This window comes from Mesorhizobium sp. M0618, from assembly GCF_040320765.1.
Taxonomy (GTDB): domain Bacteria; phylum Pseudomonadota; class Alphaproteobacteria; order Rhizobiales; family Rhizobiaceae; genus Mesorhizobium.
In genome coordinates, this window is record NZ_JAMYQH010000013.1 from 65,784 (window position 1) to 83,602 (window position 17,819).

A 17,819-nucleotide genomic window follows, 5' to 3' on the forward strand; every position below is an offset into this window, starting at 1 on the left:
CTCCGTCAAAAAGCGCTGGGAATATGCATCATGTTCTGCGTTCACACGGAAGGCGCGCCGACAGGTGCTGCGGATCGGCTCCCGATGGCTGCCAGCTAGAAAGGTGGGCTGACTCGTGACAGCGCAAGGGGCTCTGGCGGCCGCGGTACGGCGACGCGAGCTCTGGCATCGAGGATGAAGCGCACTTCCCGATCTTATTCTACTCGCAGGACCGGCAGACGCGGCGGTCGCCCGTGCGAGCAACCATGCTGTTGGCCCTGGCGTGAACTGGCAGTCCGTCCCGGGAGGACTTTGTAACGGAGAAAACTAGGCGGAAAGAGGCGCGCGGCCCCTCTCCCCAGCAACCCGCCTTGCGGATTCCTCCTCTGCCCCGCTTCGCAGACGGGATACCCTCCGCCCCCTTGCTATTCGTTGCCCGCCGCTATGCAAAGGACAGGCGACCTGAATCCGTGCTCAAGCCGATCTGGCGGCAGAGAGGGGGGTCTCGGGCTGAACATGGACCCGTGATGGACATAATTGCCACGCGAATCCTCATGCTCGCCTAACCGGCCGGAACGATTTGCAATCCGGGCAGGCTCAACAAATTAAGGAGTAGCTCGTTCCGTGTCCAAGCCCAGACAAGTCTTGGTTTTCTCACGGGCGCGATACAAAAGGCACAGGCTGGACTTGGCTTCCGGGGGCGGGGCTTGTCGACCGCTCGATTGAAAGTGAGATGCGAGGCGGAGAATCACCCATGTGCAGAGCGGCAAGGCGCTCGCCTATGTCCCTGTCATTCACCGTTAGTCGATGGTTTAGACGAATATAGTCCGTCCATGTCGGCGTGCGGAATGTCTCGGTCCAAAGCGTCGACTTCTGAAGGTCGCGCTGGAGGGTCCAGTCCCGCGCACCGGCGCGGCTCTGAACGCGCCGCCTTTCGCGCATGCAGCTCAGAAATTCATCGATACTCTCCTCGAGTATCGAGTACTCCATCTTGATCACGATCGGACCGCTCCTGGGCTTCAAAGGGAGGGCCAGTTCTGGTGGCCTGAAGTCGACGGCCGCTTGATCCGATTCCTCCCATAGCCGCACCGGCAATAGCTTTCCCACAGCCGCGACCAGCAACAGTGCCGCTGCAGCACCTTCCAAAGCCCACGTCAGCGAATAGTACTGCGCGACAGCACCCCAGATCCAGCTACCCGCTGCCATGCCGCCGTAGGTCAGGGCGTAATAGATGGACAGGGTGCGACCAACGACCCACCTTGGGCTTGCCAACTGCACACACACGTCGGTTCCGGTCCAGGTGACAACCCAGCCAGCGCCACCGATTGCAAGCGCGATCGCCGCCACAGCCACCGACGATGTGAGGGCCATCAAAAGGCAGCACGTTGCGCAAGCAACGGATGCGAGCGTGATCAATCGGTTCTGGGACGTGATGCGTCTCAAGTAGCTGCTGCCAATGCCGGCGATGAAGGCGCCTGTGCCGAAGCCGGCCAATAGCACGCCGTACACAATTGGCCCTCCCGCCAGCTGGTCGCGAACCAGGAGGGGGAGCAAAGCAAGGATCGAGATGCTTGATAGCCCGAACAGGGTTGCACGTACGATCGCCACTCTGATCTCTGAGGATATCGCCGTGAATCGCATGCCATCATGAATGGCCGTAGTCATCCGCTCGCGCGGAAGAGGCGAAGAGCGAACTTGCCACTGTGAGCGCAGAACAGCGCTCAACGGGACCAGGTCACTTAGCGCAGCGAGGGCGAAAGCCGTAAGGGGGCCCAGCAAAGCTAAGATTACACCGCCCAGCGCCGGTCCTATGCTCCGAACCACGTTGTACCCCACCGACATCAGCGTCACTGCAGCGGGTATGTCGCGCTTTTCCAGGATATCGCCGACCGAGGCGTGCCAGGCTGGATCGTTCAAGGCAAAGCCGCATCCGGCCAAGAAACTCAGTCCCAGGATTAGCCATGGACTAGCAAAGCCCAGTCCCACAGAGAGTGCCAGCGCCGTGGATGCCAGTGCGATCAGGCAGTGTCCGGCAAGCATCACGCCACGGCGGCTGAAGCTGTCTGCAATGGCTCCAGCAAGGATCGACAAGAAGAACGCGGGCAGTGTCGATGCAGCCTGTACGAGCGCAACCATCAGATCGGAGGCTGAAATCGTGGCCATGAGCCAGCTTATAGCCACGCTCTGCACCAGCCAGCCAAGGCTGGATATCTGCGTGGCTGTCCAGATAGAACGAAAGACCGGGTTGTGAAGAGGGATCAGTGTGTTTGCCGCAAAGCGCGGAGGATCTTGACGCCGCATCACTTCTCACCTCCATTGGGTGTCGTTCTTCCGCTCATTTGCTTACAGCGCTCTGTGCACTGACTGCGTCACAACGAAGTTCCGAGATCGCGCTCGCAACAAGGACAATGTGGCATCCACGGTGCTGATGCGCGTTGAGGTACCAACCTGGCCGTTAGCTGATGGGTCCCGCAGCCCGCTTGGTGCGGTCAGTTCTGCCCTGTGACTCTTGGCTTTGGACGGTGCTAGCGCCCCGATGGCCGGCTTGTCAAACTGCCGTAGTGCCAGCACATCCATCCCATCTGTTGACCGCGATCTCCGACGAGGTCGAGCAGCAGGAGGTCAACGGCAAATCTGGGTATTTCCGCTTCCGGTCGGGCGCGTGGCCATCGTCCAGAAACCCGAAGACGTTCATCACCCATGCGACCACGCGCCCGAGACGATGCGACACGGCGGTAGCGGTTCACCAGAGGACGTGCTTTCTACTCAGCAGGAACATTGTTCTGCCGATCGTCGGCTGCGCCAGCCGCCACATAAAGCGGCGCCAGAGTCTTGCACCCGTCATTGGACTCCCGCTTTGCAGGTTTCGCCTAGGGCCTGCATCAGGTCATCGATAATGTCCTGAGGATGTTCAAGCCCTACAGAGATTCGCAGCAATCCGCCTGGCGCTTTGGACTTCGCACCTTCAACGGATGCGCGATGCTCTATCAGAGAATGCGTCCCGCCAAGGCTTGTCGCCCGGACAACAATCTTCAGGCGGCCGGCCACGGCCATTGCAGCATCGGCTCCGCCCTCGACGATAAAGGATAGCATCGCTCCGTAATGGCTCATTTGCCGCGTAGCAAGATCGTGTCCCGGGTCAGTTTGCAGACCAGGAAAGAGCACTTTTTCGACGCGCGGATGAGACGCCAGGGCCTCGGCCACTTTCTGGGCGCCTTCGCAATGGGCGCGCATGCGGACCGGCAATGTCTGCAGGCCCCGCAACGCCAGCCAACAGTCGAAGGGCGCTGCGACGCTGCCCTTGTGTTTCTGGACCATCCGCAATGGGCGACCGAGGGGTGACGCGTTTGGGACAATGACGACACCGGCCATCAAATCCGAGTGGCCGCCAATGTACTTTGTCGCCGAGTGCATCACTGCGTCTGCCCCGATTTCGAGTGGCAGTTGAAGCACTGGGGTAGCCCACGTATTGTCCACCACCGCCAAGGCGTTTGCCTCGTGCGCGATTGCGCAGATGGCCGCAATGTCGACAACGCGGATCATCGGGTTTGACGGCGTCTCGATCCAGACGAGGCCAGTCCGCTTCGATGTCACCGCGGCGCGCAAAGCGTCCAAATCGCGCATGTCGACTGGGGCAAAGTCGAAGCGAGACCCAATGTCGGTCTCTTCGATCAGCGAACGAATGCCGAAATACATGTCATCCGGCAGAACGATCCGACCCGCCGACGGATGGCTCTCGAAAACTGCAGCGATTGCGGCCATGCCCGAAGCGAAGGCGATGCCGTCTTCCCCTCCCTCAAGCGTCGCCATGGCCGCCTCGAACGCATTGCGTGTAGGATTTCCATCCCTTGTGTATTCGAAGCCGGACGGAAATGACCCGTTGACGCCGCGTTCGAACGTCGTGCTGGTGTGCAGCGGCATGGATACGGCCCCCGTGGACGCGTCGACCCCTCGGCCGCAGTGGATCGCCTTCGTCTCAAAACGCATCGGTTATTTCCTTCCTAACGGGCAGTTGCAATTTCGCCCCGGTCATTATACTGACCGCAATAGGTGAGCCGAGGTCCTAAGTCAATATAATGACCGATGTTACGACAGCGATGGGTTCCGAGCAGGTGCTTGGCAAAGCGATAGCGGTTCGAATACGAGACTTGAGGCGCGACCAAAATCTGACCCTGGATCGACTGGCAAAACTGAGCGGCTTGTCCAAGGGAACCGTCGTCTCGCTCGAGCAAGGCAAGGCGAACCCTAGTATCGGCATACTTTGCCGACTGGCGGGGGCGTTTTCGCTCTCCGTGGCCGATTTGCTGAATGACGATCCTTCCATAGTTCGCCTCCCTATTGAGCGGACGGAGACGAGGATGCTTTGGACAAGCGCCAAGGGAAGCTTTGCACAACTTCATTCATCGACCTCGGGGCGCACGATGTTCGAATTGTGGAGCTGGGTCATTATGCCGGGCGACGTGTTTTCCGCAGATGCTCATAGTCCGGATACGCGCGAGTTGATCTCGGTCAGTCAGGGTGCCCTGAGCGTTGTGGTAGGTACCCATGTGGTCATTTTAAGCGAAGGCGAGAGTGCGCGGCTTGTCACTGACCAACCGCACTCATACGCGGCGGCATCTGATGTGCCCGCCCATTTCTCGATGGCGGTTCTTGAGCGTGGTGGACACCGAGATCCGGGGCACTCGTCGACGGCAGCGAAGATTCAGGAGCCCGTTCCGTAAGGCTCCGCCGATTACTAGCAACCGCACATTCGCGACAGGAGATAAACCGTTGTACGTTCCGCCTCATTTTGCCGTCCCTGATCAGAACGCCCTGTTCGAGCTTATCGAGAAACACCCGCTTGGTATCCTCGTCACCCAAAGCAAAGGCACACTGGACGCGAACCACCTCCCCTTCGAGCTTGACCGCTCGAAGGGAGACAAGGGCGTTCTCAATTGCCATGTCGCTCGCAAGAACCCAGTCTGGGAGGAAGTCGCCAATGGCGATGAGGTTCTCGTAATCTTCCGTGCGGCCGACGCTTACATCTCGCCGAACTGGTATCCAAGCAAGCACGAACTCCACAAGCAGGTGCCGACGTGGAACTATCTCGTCGTCCACGCCCACGGACGCATCACTGTCCGGGATGATGAGCGATATGTACGCCGTAACGTGGCGAAGCTCACTCATATGCAAGAAGCCTCGCAGCCTGCCCCGTGGAAGATGGGCGACGCGCCGAAGGACTTCATCGACACGATGGTTAAGGCAATCGTCGCCCTGGAGATCGAGATCACCGGCCTGGTTGGAAAATCAAAACTCAGCCAGAACAAAGACTTGCGCGACATTCAGAACCCTGGTGAAATGCTGCGTGCCCAAGGGGCCATTGCGATGGGAGAAGCGATGCTCGCGGCTGCGGCGGCCAAATCCCAATAGCATGTGTCTTGTCCCGACAAAGCCGCTGGTGCCGGCCTCCGACGGGTCACCTAGCCCGCCTTGACGCACGGCAATAGCTTTTGACGGCCTGAAGCGACGCTGTGGTCACCGTTGTGATACTTTTCCACGCGCCTGGTCAGGCGGCAGGATTGCTCCGCAGTGGCCGACGGGTTCGTTTCAGTCGCCTGCGCCCCGTTGTATGTCGGCGACCACCCGCTACCGGTCTTGAATGAGGCGCAATCGCACGCGTTTCGAAGCCACGTACCTTGGGCGGCAAGCTCGACCATGCACTCGACGCAGCTCCCAAGTGGCGCCGTCAACGATCTCCTTGAACCTGCGGAACTTGCCTGAAAGCACTTCTCTTACGGGAGATGATTGGCTATGTCGCCGAACCGACTGATGGAGATGGTGGCGGGCGCCGCCGTAGCGATCAGACCCGCCTTGCAGCGCAATGGCTACCCGGGCCCGACCGGGAGATGCGGGCGGGACTGTGGAAATGCGGAGACGGAGCGGATCGGCATGGAGCCGTAACCGCTTGCGATCTGGCTCTGGAACGAGTTAACGAAGCGCGGACTTCCGATCGTGTCAAGCGCCGCCCTCTCGATGGTGCCGAACAAATCGGGCCGCCACGAGCGGCGGGCCTTGCTCAGATCTGTCGTGCGGGTGCTGCTGTCGGCACGCGACCTTCTCGTCAGCCTAGCAGGCAAAATCGAGAACAGATGCCTGGGCTTCTTAAGGCCTTCGGCGTCATATTCGGCAAGAAGATCGATGCCCAGGTGATCCTACACATGCTCAGGATCCAGGCGACGCAGGTCTACCATGATCCGCTGCGAGCCGGCATCAACGACGTGCAGGAACTGTCGAAGACACATGAAGCGATCGCCAGGGCCAGACCGAGATCCAGCACTGCATCCTGACACACTACCTGCCGCTGTATTTTCCCGAGATCGATCGCTTCCGGGGAAACAGCCGCAGCGATTGGTTCTTTGCCTTCCTCCATGCCTTTCCGACCCCAGCAAGCATCACGGCGCTGACGAAGGAGGAGTTTGTGGCAGCAGCTTGGGATGTCGTCGGCCGCAAGGTCAGCAAGACACAGATTCTAATGGATTTTCGAGACGGCGCGCCCATCGATCGGATTGCCGCTGCCACTTGATGCGCCTGCCATTCGCATGTTCCGGATGGTCATTGACGAAGCACGCAGCCTGATCCGGCAACGCAATGAGATCGAAGCACAGGCCGACGATCTGCTGCGGCACAGCCAGGATTATCAGCTCCTGCGACAAATCCCGGCATCGGACCGATCAAGGCATTGACCGTCATTGCCGAAGCCGGCGATCTTCGCCGTTTCGGTCATCATCGCCAGTTTCTAAAGTTCTGCGGGCTGGACCTCTCGACACAGAAGTCCGGTGAGGCCAGACCCGCCTTTCCAACCCAGGCACACGACCCATTCAAAGCATTCCTAAGCATACTGACCAGGGCGACCTCGACCCCCCCAAATCACAGCGGTGAGCTCGCAGGCGGGGTCGATGAACACTATTGATTGGCCGAGCTTGAGCGGCATCTCTATCACATTGATAGCCTATTAGGCTGGTCCGGCGTTTTATCGGACCCATGATCCATCCGAGCAGCTTGTGAGGGATGCAGCCGAACCAGGCGCTGCTCCCACAGTCTTCGCAGGTCCTCCAGCAGAGCTTCATGCTCAGCCTGATCCGGCGCAATTATATTGAGGTGATCGCTTAACACGGCTTCGCCCTCAATCCGCATCAGCAGATTAAACAGGTCGTTTGAAATTCGCACACTGTCAATGCTGGAGTGGTTCGGAATAATCTCGCAGACAGTCTCCTGATGATCTCGCGCTGTGTAAGCACGGGTTTGATGGAGGGAGACTGAGGGAGGCAATGAAATCGCAAGCGCAGTCCAATCCTGCAGCGTTGCAGCCCGTTTTTTTACCAGGAAGGGCCCGACCACAAGTCCATCCAGCTCTGTCGTCAAAAATGTGGCAATCGCGTCTGCAACCGTATCCACGATCGGTTCAGCATTGTTGTTAAAGGACGTATTGAGCAGAATTGGAGTGCCTGTCCGCTTCTTGAACGCATTGATGACCTCCCAGTAAGCGGGGTTGGCATCGCGCGATACTGTTTGCAGCCGAGCCGTACCGTCGACGTGCGTAATGGCACCCAACAAGGCGCGCTTTGAGTCACGCACGCGAACGACGAAATTCATGAATGGAAATTCGTGCTTACCGTCTGGGAGGTCGAAAAATTCGCTCGCATCCTCTTCCAGCACAGATGGTGCGAAAGGCCTATAGCCTTCGCGCTTCTTGACCATGGCATTGATCCGGTCCTTGTTTGCAGCGGGCCGAGGGTCGGCAAGAATGCTGCGGTTGCCCAGCGCACGTGGCCCAAACTCCGAACGACCCTGCACCCAGCCGATCACGGCGCCGTTGGTGATCCAGTGGGCTGCACTGCTCGCTACGTCATAAGAGCGTTCAACCTCGAGATGTCCGGACCATGCATTCAGTTCCTGTTCCACGGCGCGGTCGCTCCCGAGATCAGGACCCCAATAGACCTCCTGCAGTCGCTCACGCGGCGCGGGGCGGCCCATCTCGTTAGAGACTATCAGCGCAGCTCCCAATGCGCAGCCAGCGTCGTGAGACGCGGGTTGCACGAAGATGTCTTCGAAAAGCCCTGAATACAGCAGCTTGCCGTTCATCGTGCAGTTGTGGGCTACCCCTCCCGCCAGACACAACCGCTTCATGCCGGTGGCCTCACGGTGGTGCCGGAGAATGTGGAACACGATCCGCTCAAGCGCTTCCTGCAGTGACGCACTCACATCTCGATGCTGCTGGGTGAAAGGCATTCCCTTTCGCCTGATCTCGATGTTGCGGAGCAACGCCGGACCGATGCGGTCGAGGTGAACACGGTAGCCACCGTTGGCGGAGAGCTCGTAGAACTGCTCGAAGAGCTCGCGATAGGGAGCGGGGTCGCCATAGGGCGCGAGTCCCATTACCTTATACTCGTCGAACATGCCGTAGCCGAGACAGCGGATCGTCTCGAGATAAAACAGCCCAAGAGAATTGTCCTCCGGGAAAGCCTCGATTTGCGTAATTTCTGTGCCAGACCCTACCGCCACAAGGCCCGACAGGAAATCACCACAGCCATCAATCGCTAGAATGAGACTTTGTTCGAAGCCCGACATTGCAAAGGCGCTCACGGCGTGCGCCTGATGATGACCTACGAATGAAATACGCGAACTGTCCAACTTAGTGCCGAACTCACGCGCTAACAGGTTCTGCACCAACATTTTAGCATCCAACGGAGTGGAGAGAATGTCCGGTTGGGAAGCGGACATACCTTCAAGCATGGCGTTGGCATAGGGCTCGCTGGCGTAGACCGCGACACGATCAATGTCGCTGAGCTGAACCCCGGCCGTCGAGAGACAGTATTGAATCGAACCACTTGGCAGCTTGTTCGAGTGCTTGATTCGATTGAGGCGTTCCTCTTCTACGGCGGCTATCACCTTTCCGTCTCGGACGAGCACCGCGGCGCCATCGTGCATAAAGGCGTTCGGACGCTCGAATCGGTTTTCATGGACTTGGTCAAGTCCGCCGCTGATTCCTAGGCACAGCATTTCTTTCTCCAGATAGTAACGGGAAGCCAAATTGGCTTACCTCGACTGTTTCCAACTAAATAGGCCGTGTTGTCGCCTGCAGCTGCGACCGCCCGTCAGGCATCAGCGGCATCGAAGAAAGCCCCATAAACGATCAATGAGATGCTTCGACTGTGACGCCTACAGTGCCATCACGCCGAGAGCTTGGCTGGATCATCCAATCCTGAGCGGCTGCTGACATGTATCCGGCGATGTTGTTTTCATCGGCAGAACCAACTTGCGATGCCGCCTGTCTTGGGAAGGGCGGCCGTCGACGATAACAGTACCGCCCCCGTGAACTGGCCCGATTTCATTCTCCGAAGCGACCATGGTCGCACCGCCCGACATTGTCGGCCAGTTGCAACTCACTTTCTCGGCACGACCTCCACTGCACGTCAGGGCGCATCGAAGATTTTCTCCTTTGGATTATTCCTAAGGCAGCTTTCGTCACGCGATAGAGCAGCGTGTGATTGGTGCGTGAGGCTCTTTTTTGTCCATGCACGATTCCGGAAGAGTGATGAAATCGATTGTTTTGATCAAAGTCATCCACGCTATGAATAACAGCCGCAGCACATGCGTTTTCAAAGCGCTTCAGGCTTCCCGGATGGCTACTCCGATGTGAAGCGCATGGCATTCCAAGCGCTCTGTCAACCAAACGATGAGTATCGGCGTCGACCCTCATTGCCTTCGTCTTCGCGACTCCGTGACAGCGGCTGGCATTGTGTTTGTAGGGCCTCGGGCGAAGATCATGTCGATCGGCCATCTCGCCTGCCTATTGACAAACCCTTGAACAATGATCCACGCACCAGCGCGATTGTGATCACGAGCGCCTCTGAGCTCGGGAGGTTCGGTTTTCTGAGGGTGCCTGGGTCTCCGAAGCGATGGAGATAGCTAGCCTTCCTGGTGCTATACGGTTGTGCTCTTCATGGAGTGGACGCGTTTGCGTCTCGAAAGCGGTTCTTCAGTGGAACCGGCGCCAAGGCCCGTCTGTGGTCGTTCAGAACACGGGGTGCCGTCTCCAAACCGGATATTGGAGCGGGCAGCCGCCGGAATTTGACCAATGGAAATGAGCGCCTGTCAGGAGGCGTTCGAAAACGGCGCGATCTTCATCGCGGCTGTTTCATGGTGTCATTCCTGACATGTTCTTTATAATCGGCAGCTTGCGGATAGTCTTGCCCGTCGCCGCCCGTAGCGCGTTGGCGACGGCCGGGCCGATCGGCGGCACACCTGGCTCACCAACTCCCGTGGGCGGCTCCTCGGACGGCACAATGTGCACCTCGACTCGCGGCATCTGCTCGATCCTGAGCGGTGTATAGGTATCGTAGTTCTCTTGGTCTACGACACCGCCCTTCAGGGTCAGCTCCTCCTGGAGGATCGCACCTAGCCCGAATCCGATACCGCCCTCCATCTGAGCGCGAATCTGGTCAGGATTTATCGCGGTGCCGCAATCTACCGCGCAGACGACGCGGTCGACCTTGAAACCATTTTCATCGTTGAGGGTGATCTCCACCACATCGGCGACATAGGTCGAGAGGCTTTCATGCAGGGCCACGCCGCGGAAACGGCCTTCCGGCAGAGGCTTGTCCCAGCCTGCCTTCTCAGCAGCCACTTTAAGCACGGCGGCATGCCGTGGATGGTGACCGAGCATTGACAAGCGGAAGTCGACCGGATCACGGTTCGCAGCGGCGGCGAGCTCATCGATCAGGGTTTCCACCGCGTAAGCGGTGTGGGTGGAGCCTACCGAACGCCACCACAGCACCGGGATGTTCACGTCCGTGGTGGTCAGCTCGACCTTCAGGTTCGGGATCGCATAGGGCAGGTTGGTGGCGCCCTCTACGGAGGTTGGATCGATGCCGTTCTTGATCATCGCCGCAGAGGTCGAACCGCCCAAGACCGATTGGCCCACGATGTGGTCATGGAGAGCGACGACATTGCCTTTCTTGTCGAGCCCCGCCTTGACTGCGTGCACATAGGCCGGCCGGTACCGCCCACCCCGCATGTCATTCTCGCGGGTCCACTGCACCTTCACTGGCTTGCCGCGTCCCAGTGCACGCGCTGTGGAAACAGCTTCGATAATGACATCTGCATCCAAGACCGCGCGGCGGCCGAAACTGCCGCCGGTCTTCATCACGTGCAGCCTCACCTTGTCCGGCGTGGTGCCGCCTACCTGAGCGGCAGCCGCCTGATAAAGGTCGGGCATCTGGTGTCCGCCCCAGACGTCGATGGTGCCGTCTTCGTTGATTCGGGCGGCCGCGTTGAGTGGCTCGATCGAAGCATGGACAAGATAGGGGAATTCGTAGTGCCCCTCGATGATTTTCGCAGCACTGGCGAACGCTGCGGGAGTGTTACCGTCGTCGCGCGCGGTGGCCGCGCCCAGATCGTCTGCTGCCTTGTTGTATTCGGCCATGATCTCGGCCGTGCCGCGCTCTTCGGCCTTCTCCTCGTTCCAGGTCACCTCCACGAGGTCGCGGCCCTTCAGCGCCGTCCAGGTGTCCCTGCCAACCACGGCAATGCCTCGCGGCGTCTGGACGACATCGACAATGCCGTCGAGTGCCTTGGCCTTGGTTGCGTCGAAGCTCTCGATCTCGGCGCCGAACTTCGGCGGATGGATCATAACGGCCGTCTGGAGTCCCTCCATCATGAGGTCGATCGTGTAGGTCTGCGCGCCGTTGGTCTTGCCGGCGGAATCGTAGCGCTTGAGGCTGTCCGATCCGATCTGGGCCCACTTGTCGCGCGGCTTTAGCGGCACGTCGTCGGGAACCGGCATTCCCGCTGCGGCTTCAGCCAGGTCACCGTAGCGCGCCTGCATCCCTGAGGCGTGCGACACGACCCCGGAAGCGACTTTGATCTCGCCGGCTGGCACGTCCCACCGCTGCGCCGCGGCCGCCACCAGCAAGGCCCGTGCGGCAGCACCCGCCTTGCGGTAGCGTTCCCACGACGAGCCCATCGACGTGGAGCCACCAGTTGCCTGTGCGGCCCCGCCCCAGGCGAGATTGCCGTAGAACGCGGTATTGCCATATCCGCCGACCACGTCCACCTGCGCCCAGTCGCCGTCGAGCTCTTCCATAACCAGGGTGGCGATGCCGAAATAGGAGCCTTGTCCCATCTCGAACTGCGAGGAGTGGATGATGATTCGGTTCTCCTTTGTGATCTCGACATAGGTCTGGAAGGGGTTCGCCTGAACCTTTGCAGGGGCCGTTTGTGCGATGTCGGGCGCGGCCAGCACTGGCCGGTAGCCCACTGCGAGGCCGCCGGTGGTGACGCCCGCGCCGACGAGGAACCAGCGGCGCGTGGGCCGCACGGCAGTATGCTTCGAGAGAAACTGCGACATGCCTCAAGTCTCCAGCCGGTTGGCGGTCTCGTGGATGGCCGCGCGGATGCGATGATAGGTGGCGCAGCGGCAGAGGTTGCCGCTCATCGCCGAATCAATATCATCGTCCGTCGGCTTAGGCGTTTCTGTAAGGAGGGCCACGGCCGACATGATCTGGCCAGACTGGCAATAGCCGCATTGAGGTACGTCGAACTCGGCCCACACGGCCTGGACCGTTTCGCCTATCTTGCCCGACACACCCTCAATGGTGGTGATCGAGGCTCCTTCGATGTCGCCGACTGCGGTCTGGCACGAGCGCGTCGGCATGCCGTTAACGTGAACCGTGCAAGCGCCGCACTGGGCAAGCCCGCAACCGAATTTCGTTCCCGTGAGTCCGATGACGTCACGGACCGCCCAGAGCAGCGGCATCTCTGGATCGACGTCGAGTGTTCGCGCCTCGCCATTGAGGGTAAAAGCGACCATTGCTTGCTCTCCTTGTCCTGAGCTGGCTATCTCGTTGAGCCTCCGCCCGCCTGGCAACCGAGCTCTTGTTGCTGAGGCCTAGCGACCACACCCTAGGAACGCGCAGCTCAAGCAACAAGCCGCTAGGTTGGCGAGTTACGAGATCGTGAAGTGGGTCGTGTCGAAAGGCTGGAGGCAACTGAATGTCATTTTTTGGGGCGGACAGGCCGCTTTAGGCTGGGTTACACGAGACTGGACATTCGGGTCGTCGCGAACATCGACCGCTGGTCGGCCGCGTCCGGCAGGGCCCTGATTGGCTACACGAAATGAAATGGGACGACTATCGATGGGGGCCTACCTCGACCCGCAACCTCCACGACTGGACCCTCAGGTTTCCGGCTATCGTCCCGGGCGGTGGCCGAGCTCGGCGCCTCGGACGCGATAATAGACGGTGAGGCGTTCGTCGTTGACCAGAAGGCTTGTCGCGCATTCCCAGTCTTCAGCGGGCTCTTGGCCGCGGCGGGAGACGTCAGGACCATGCTTGCCGGCTTCGACCTGCTCAAGATCGACGGCGAGGGTCTTCGCGATCGGCCACTCGTCGATCGGCGCAAAGCGCTAGTTAACCTGCTGAGACGCCGCCAAACGGCATCGTTCTGAGCGACGAGATCAGCGGCGGCAGCGACATTCTCGCGCAAGTCTCCCAGTTCGGCCTCGAGGGCATCGTCTCCAAGCTGCGTGTCAGTCCATATCGATCCGGCCGGCGCCAAGAATGGGTGAGACAAAATGCGTGCTGAGTGATGAGTTCATCGTCATCGGCTGCGAACCCGGCAACAGTTACGGCGGTCGGGAAGCGTGCTCTGGCGAATGTCGAGGACGGAAATCTGGTGTTCGCCGGCGGCATTGGCACCGGCTTCAATGCGCGCACCGGGCCGGAAGTAAAGCGCCGGCTCGATGCCATTCCAATGGATAAACCACCGATTCCTAGTTTGAAGGCGAACGGTGCGGCATGGGCGGAGTGCCCTGCGCAGTCTGTACCTCCGCAGTCGATTGTCGAGTTCGAAGGGGGTGTGATTGGCGTCGAGACCGCTCCAGCCATGGCTATCAGCACGCGGAGTGCGTTGTTTTCGATCAGTTCTCGAAATGAGCGGGTAAATACCTTTCACTTGCCGAACGGGGTTTGCTGTTCACCGGCTGGCATCCGATGGCAAACCTTTCAACGCGGCGGCGATCTGGCGCTTCGCTGCTGGGGGCAGAGGCAGGATGGGACGCGGGGGTTCGGCACTGCAAATGTCGAGCAATTCAGCGAGTGCATAGACGACGCGAAGGCTCGAGAACTCCTTGAAGACGCTCCAGATCGGGACCAGCGCGGCATTGATCCGTCGCGCTTCGGCCGCATCGCCCTGTTGCGCCGCTGTGACGATCGTCATGCAGACCTCGGGCAGGATGCCCGCGAGGACGCTGTACCATGTGTCGGCGCCGGCAATCATGGCCTCGGCGGCGTTCCAGTCGCCGCTGTAACCAATCGAGAACCCTTCCGGCAGTGTGCGCCTCTGGGCGGTCAGGTGGTTCTTGATCGCATCGCTTTTGTCTGTCGGATTCTTGATGGCGACAATCCCAGCCACCTTTGCCAGGCGGCTGACAAGGGGTGGACTGAAATGGAAATGCGTCGTTCCTGGATTGTCGTAGACGACGATCGGCAGGCCACTTTCGCGCGCCACAGTGGAGAAATGATTGAACACCTCGTCATCAGTAAGCGGGGTGTAGGAGGCGGCGGCAAGCAAACCCGCAGCTGCTCCAAGGGCCTTGGCGTCTTGCGCGAGCCCCACGGCTTCATCGGTGCGCAGCGCGCCCACACCCACCACGACCGGCATTTGCCCCGCCGTTTGGTCCAAGGTCTCGGAGAGCGCCCGCCGCCGTTGCTCGCGCGACAGATAGATGTATGTGCCGGTGCTGCCGAGAAGACCGATGGAATCGACCTGAGCAATGCCAAGCCGAGCAATCAGCCTGCGCAGGGCAACGCTATCGACGCTGCCGTCACGATTGGTCGGGGTGATGGGGAACGCGGAAAGACCGCTCAGGAATGCCATGGCAAGGCTCCAGATCTATGTGTGAGCGCAGAGGTGGCCGCACGCCAGGTCATTACAAGACGTCCAAAGCCCGCCGCAGATCGGCGATCAGGTCATCAGCGTCTTCAAGCCCCACCGAGAGACGCATGAGATCCTCGCCGACTCCATCGGCCAAATGGGCATCCTTGCGGATCGGCTGCCGAGCACGGGTGAGGCTTGCTGGATGATAGATGAGGCTGTCGGCATCGCCGAGGCTGACGGCGCGAATGATCAGGTTGAGCCGGTCCATCATCCGGCGCGCTCCTTCGTATCCAGCGTGGAGGCCAAAGGCCAACATGCCCGATCCGTTGGACATCTGTTTTCGCGCCGTCACCTGATCAGGGTGCGAGTCGAGGAACGGATAACTCACAAATGCCACCGCCGGGTGCGCTTCCAGCGCCCGAGCCACCGCAAGGGCTGTGGCGCTGTGCCGTTCCATACGCAGCGTCAGCGTCTTGAGACCGCGCAGGATTAGGAAAGCTGACATGGGCGAGAGCGCTGCGCCGGTGATGTAGCGCAGGCCCGTTTCATGCAGCGTACGGAGCGTTTGGGCGTCGCCGAGAAGCGCCCCGCCAAGGGCATCGCCATGACCATTGATGTACTTGGTCATCGAATGGAGCACGATGTCCGCCCCGTGCTCAAGCGGTCGCTGGAGCGCGGGCGAGGCGAAGGTGCTGTCGACTGCAACCATTACACCGCGCGCGTGAGCGCGCTCGGCAATTGCCGCTATGTCGAGGATGCGGCTCAGCGGATTCACCGGCGTCTCGAAGAAAACCAGCCGCGTCCGCTCGGTGATCGCAGCATCGAGATTGTGGGGATTTGACAGATCGACCGCGACGACCTTGATGCCGAAGCGGGGGACCGCCTGTTCGACCATGGCAAGCGTGTTCGCATAAAGCGTCTTGTGGACGATGAGTTCATCGCCCTGGGACAGGAGCGACAGGATCAGAGTGCCGAAGGCCGCCATCCCCGAGGCAACAACCAGCCCCGCCTCGGCTCCTTCCAGATTCGCGAGCCGCTGCTCGAGGATCTCGGTCGTGGGATTGTATTCGCGCGCATAGAGCCTTCCACCAAGGGCGGCGGCGGCATCGTTTGCTGCCACGCTTTCGAACCCATAGGTTGACGTCAGGAACACTGGCGGCTGGACGGCATTGGAAAAGCCGGCCGGATCGTAGCCATGATGGATCGCCCGGGTGGCAAATCCGGGGCTGGTGCGGTTGAGCGACCCCGTGGGAGCATCGGTTTCGGATTGATGGGAGCTGGTCATTCGGCCTCTGCGATCTCTCTTGGGGTTCCGAAAGATTGACGGCAACCTGGCCAATGTGAAATATCCAGTTGGCGATGAAAGAGATGGTCCAGTCTTCAAGTGCCGGGTCTGCAGCGCGCTCGCACGCGATGGGTGCACGCCAGATATACGAAGCCCTTCGCGAGCAAATCCTCGGCGGCGTCTACGAAACCGGCAGTCAGTTGCCATCCTCCCGGGCCCTGGCAAATGACCTCGGCGTTTCGCGAACCACGGTGACGGTCGCCTATGAACAACTGGCTGCGGAGGGTTTCATCGAAGTCCGTCAAGGCGCACGACCTCGCGTTGCGTCTTCGTTGATGGGCCATGGGACGGGGCGCACTCACGCGCAACGGGTCGGCCCAATCCACCTGTCCGCATATGGCGAGCGGCTGCGCGCGACGTCACCCTGGCCAGATTATCTGCCGACTGGGCTGAAGGTCGAGTTCCGCTATGGCGACCTCGCGCCGTCGGATTTCCCTTCATTGGTCTGGAAACGCGCGATGAACGAGGCGATGGGGCAGCGCCCGCTGCGTCTTGCCTATGACGATCCTCGCGGCTCGCGCCGGCTTCGCCAGGCGCTTCAGGGCTATCTCTGGCGCGCCCGGACCCTGAGCTGCGACCTCGACCAGATCATAGTTGTGAACGGTTCGCAGCAGGGCCTTGATCTGTGCGCGCGCCTGCTTCTCGATCCCGCCGACCGTTTCGTCATCGAGGATCCGTGCTACAGGATGGCGCGTCAGGTCTTTGCCAGTACGGGTGCCTCGCCCATCCCGGTCATCGTCGACGAAGACGGGATGAGGACCGAGTTGCTGGCGGGGATCGGAGCACGACTGGCTTATGTGACGCCATCGCATCAGTTTCCGCTGGGCGGCGTCATGCCGATCGCGCGCCGCCATCAGCTTCTGAAATGGGCGCGGCACAACAACGCCTATGTGATCGAGGACGACTACGACAGCGAATATCGCTACGACATCAATCCGGTCCCTCCGCTGCACAGTCTCGAGGACCACGGGGCTGTCATCTACCTCGGCACGATCTCCAAAACGCTCTCGCCGATGCTGCGCATCGGCTACCTCGTCGTCCCGCCCGAATTGCAGGAGGTCTTCGCAACCGCCAAACAATTCGCAGACCGGCATTCGCCGGTCGCTGAACAGGAAGCGCTGGCATCGTTGATCGAGAGCGGCGGCTACGAAAGCCATGTGCGCCGTGTGCGCAGGCTGAACGGCGAGCGTCGGGAAACGTTGTTGGGTGCCTTGCAGCACAGCTTCGGGGATCGCATCACTGTCCAGGGAGCAGATGCGGGACTGCACGTCGCGGTTTGGTTCAATGACCTGCCACGATCGCGGGAAACGGCCTTGGTCGAATCCGCCCGCGACGCTGGCCTGGGGCTACACCTTATCTCGCCGCTCTACGAACGGCCATCGGACGAAGGCCGCACCGATCGCGTCGGACTTGTCATGGGCTATGCCGCCTTGAGCATTCGGCAGATCGGGAAGGGCGTTGAGGTCCTGCGAGAGGTTGTCAAGCAGGTGCAAGACGCGATGCCGGCGCGGAACAACTGAGCCGGGGCGACGCCGAAAGCTGGCGCTGAAAACGGTCCGCGGGCCCCCCGTATTTCTTT

The 17,819-nt window shown here is 60.3% G+C and carries 11 protein-coding genes and 1 pseudogene; 5 read left to right on the forward strand and 7 right to left on the reverse strand.

From position 1 onward, the window contains the following. Positions 1–633: 633 nt before the first annotated feature. Entirely contained in the window at positions 634–2,280 is a 1,647-nt protein-coding gene (locus NKJ04_RS15790; RefSeq protein WP_352441151.1) for an MFS transporter, read from the reverse strand. Between the two features lie 540 nt (positions 2,281–2,820). Continuing rightward, positions 2,821–3,966 (reverse strand): trans-sulfuration enzyme family protein, encoded by a 1,146-nt coding sequence (locus tag NKJ04_RS15795; protein WP_023740430.1) that lies wholly within the window; start codon positions 3,964–3,966, stop codon positions 2,821–2,823. An 89-nt stretch (positions 3,967–4,055) separates the two neighbouring features. Here NKJ04_RS15795 and NKJ04_RS15800 point away from each other — a divergent pair, with 89 nt between their 5' ends. The 3 genes and pseudogenes from NKJ04_RS15800 to NKJ04_RS15810 form a co-directional block, all read left to right on the forward strand. Beyond that, complete coding sequence (locus tag NKJ04_RS15800; protein WP_352676170.1) at positions 4,056–4,700, forward strand: helix-turn-helix domain-containing protein; 645 nt, start codon at positions 4,056–4,058, stop codon at positions 4,698–4,700. 49 nt (positions 4,701–4,749) lie between these two features. After that, complete coding sequence (locus tag NKJ04_RS15805; RefSeq protein WP_023783766.1) at positions 4,750–5,388, forward strand: FMN-binding negative transcriptional regulator; 639 nt, start codon at positions 4,750–4,752, stop codon at positions 5,386–5,388. Positions 5,389–6,155: 767 nt separating this feature from the next. Then, positions 6,156–6,805 (forward strand): annotated as a pseudogene (locus tag NKJ04_RS15810) (transposase); the annotation flags it as partial. 149 nt (positions 6,806–6,954) lie between these two features. On the opposite strand, the gene NKJ04_RS15815 reads toward NKJ04_RS15810, so the two are convergent. The 3 genes from NKJ04_RS15815 to NKJ04_RS15825 form a co-directional block, all read right to left on the reverse strand. Continuing rightward, entirely contained in the window at positions 6,955–9,018 is a 2,064-nt protein-coding gene (locus tag NKJ04_RS15815; RefSeq protein WP_023796259.1) for a carbamoyltransferase family protein, read from the reverse strand. Positions 9,019–10,156: 1,138 nt separating this feature from the next. Beyond that, entirely contained in the window at positions 10,157–12,367 is a 2,211-nt protein-coding gene (locus NKJ04_RS15820; protein ID WP_352676173.1) for a xanthine dehydrogenase family protein molybdopterin-binding subunit, read from the reverse strand. A gap of 3 nt (positions 12,368–12,370) precedes the next feature. Continuing rightward, complete coding sequence (locus NKJ04_RS15825; RefSeq protein ID WP_023689394.1) at positions 12,371–12,829, reverse strand: (2Fe-2S)-binding protein; 459 nt, start codon at positions 12,827–12,829, stop codon at positions 12,371–12,373. 393 nt (positions 12,830–13,222) lie between these two features. On the opposite strand from NKJ04_RS15825, the gene NKJ04_RS15830 reads away from it, so the two are divergent. Continuing rightward, the gene (locus tag NKJ04_RS15830) at positions 13,223–13,465 is read left to right on the forward strand and encodes an ATP-dependent DNA ligase (protein WP_023766628.1); all 243 of its coding nucleotides are present in this window, start codon (positions 13,223–13,225) and stop codon (positions 13,463–13,465) included. A gap of 527 nt (positions 13,466–13,992) precedes the next feature. Here the strand turns inward: NKJ04_RS15830 and NKJ04_RS15835 are convergent. Both NKJ04_RS15835 and NKJ04_RS15840 read right to left on the reverse strand, forming a co-directional pair. Next, entirely contained in the window at positions 13,993–14,895 is a 903-nt protein-coding gene (locus NKJ04_RS15835; protein ID WP_352676176.1) for a dihydrodipicolinate synthase family protein, read from the reverse strand. Positions 14,896–14,947: 52 nt separating this feature from the next. Continuing rightward, a complete protein-coding gene (locus NKJ04_RS15840; protein ID WP_352676302.1) occupies positions 14,948–16,180 on the reverse strand; it encodes a trans-sulfuration enzyme family protein in 1,233 nt (410 codons plus the stop codon). 74 nt (positions 16,181–16,254) lie between these two features. Between NKJ04_RS15840 and pdxR the strand changes: the two genes are divergently transcribed. Further along, on the forward strand, positions 16,255–17,760 hold the full coding sequence (pdxR, locus tag NKJ04_RS15845; protein WP_023697829.1) for a MocR-like pyridoxine biosynthesis transcription factor PdxR: 1,506 nt from the start codon (positions 16,255–16,257) through the stop codon (positions 17,758–17,760). Positions 17,761–17,819 lie beyond the last annotated feature (59 nt).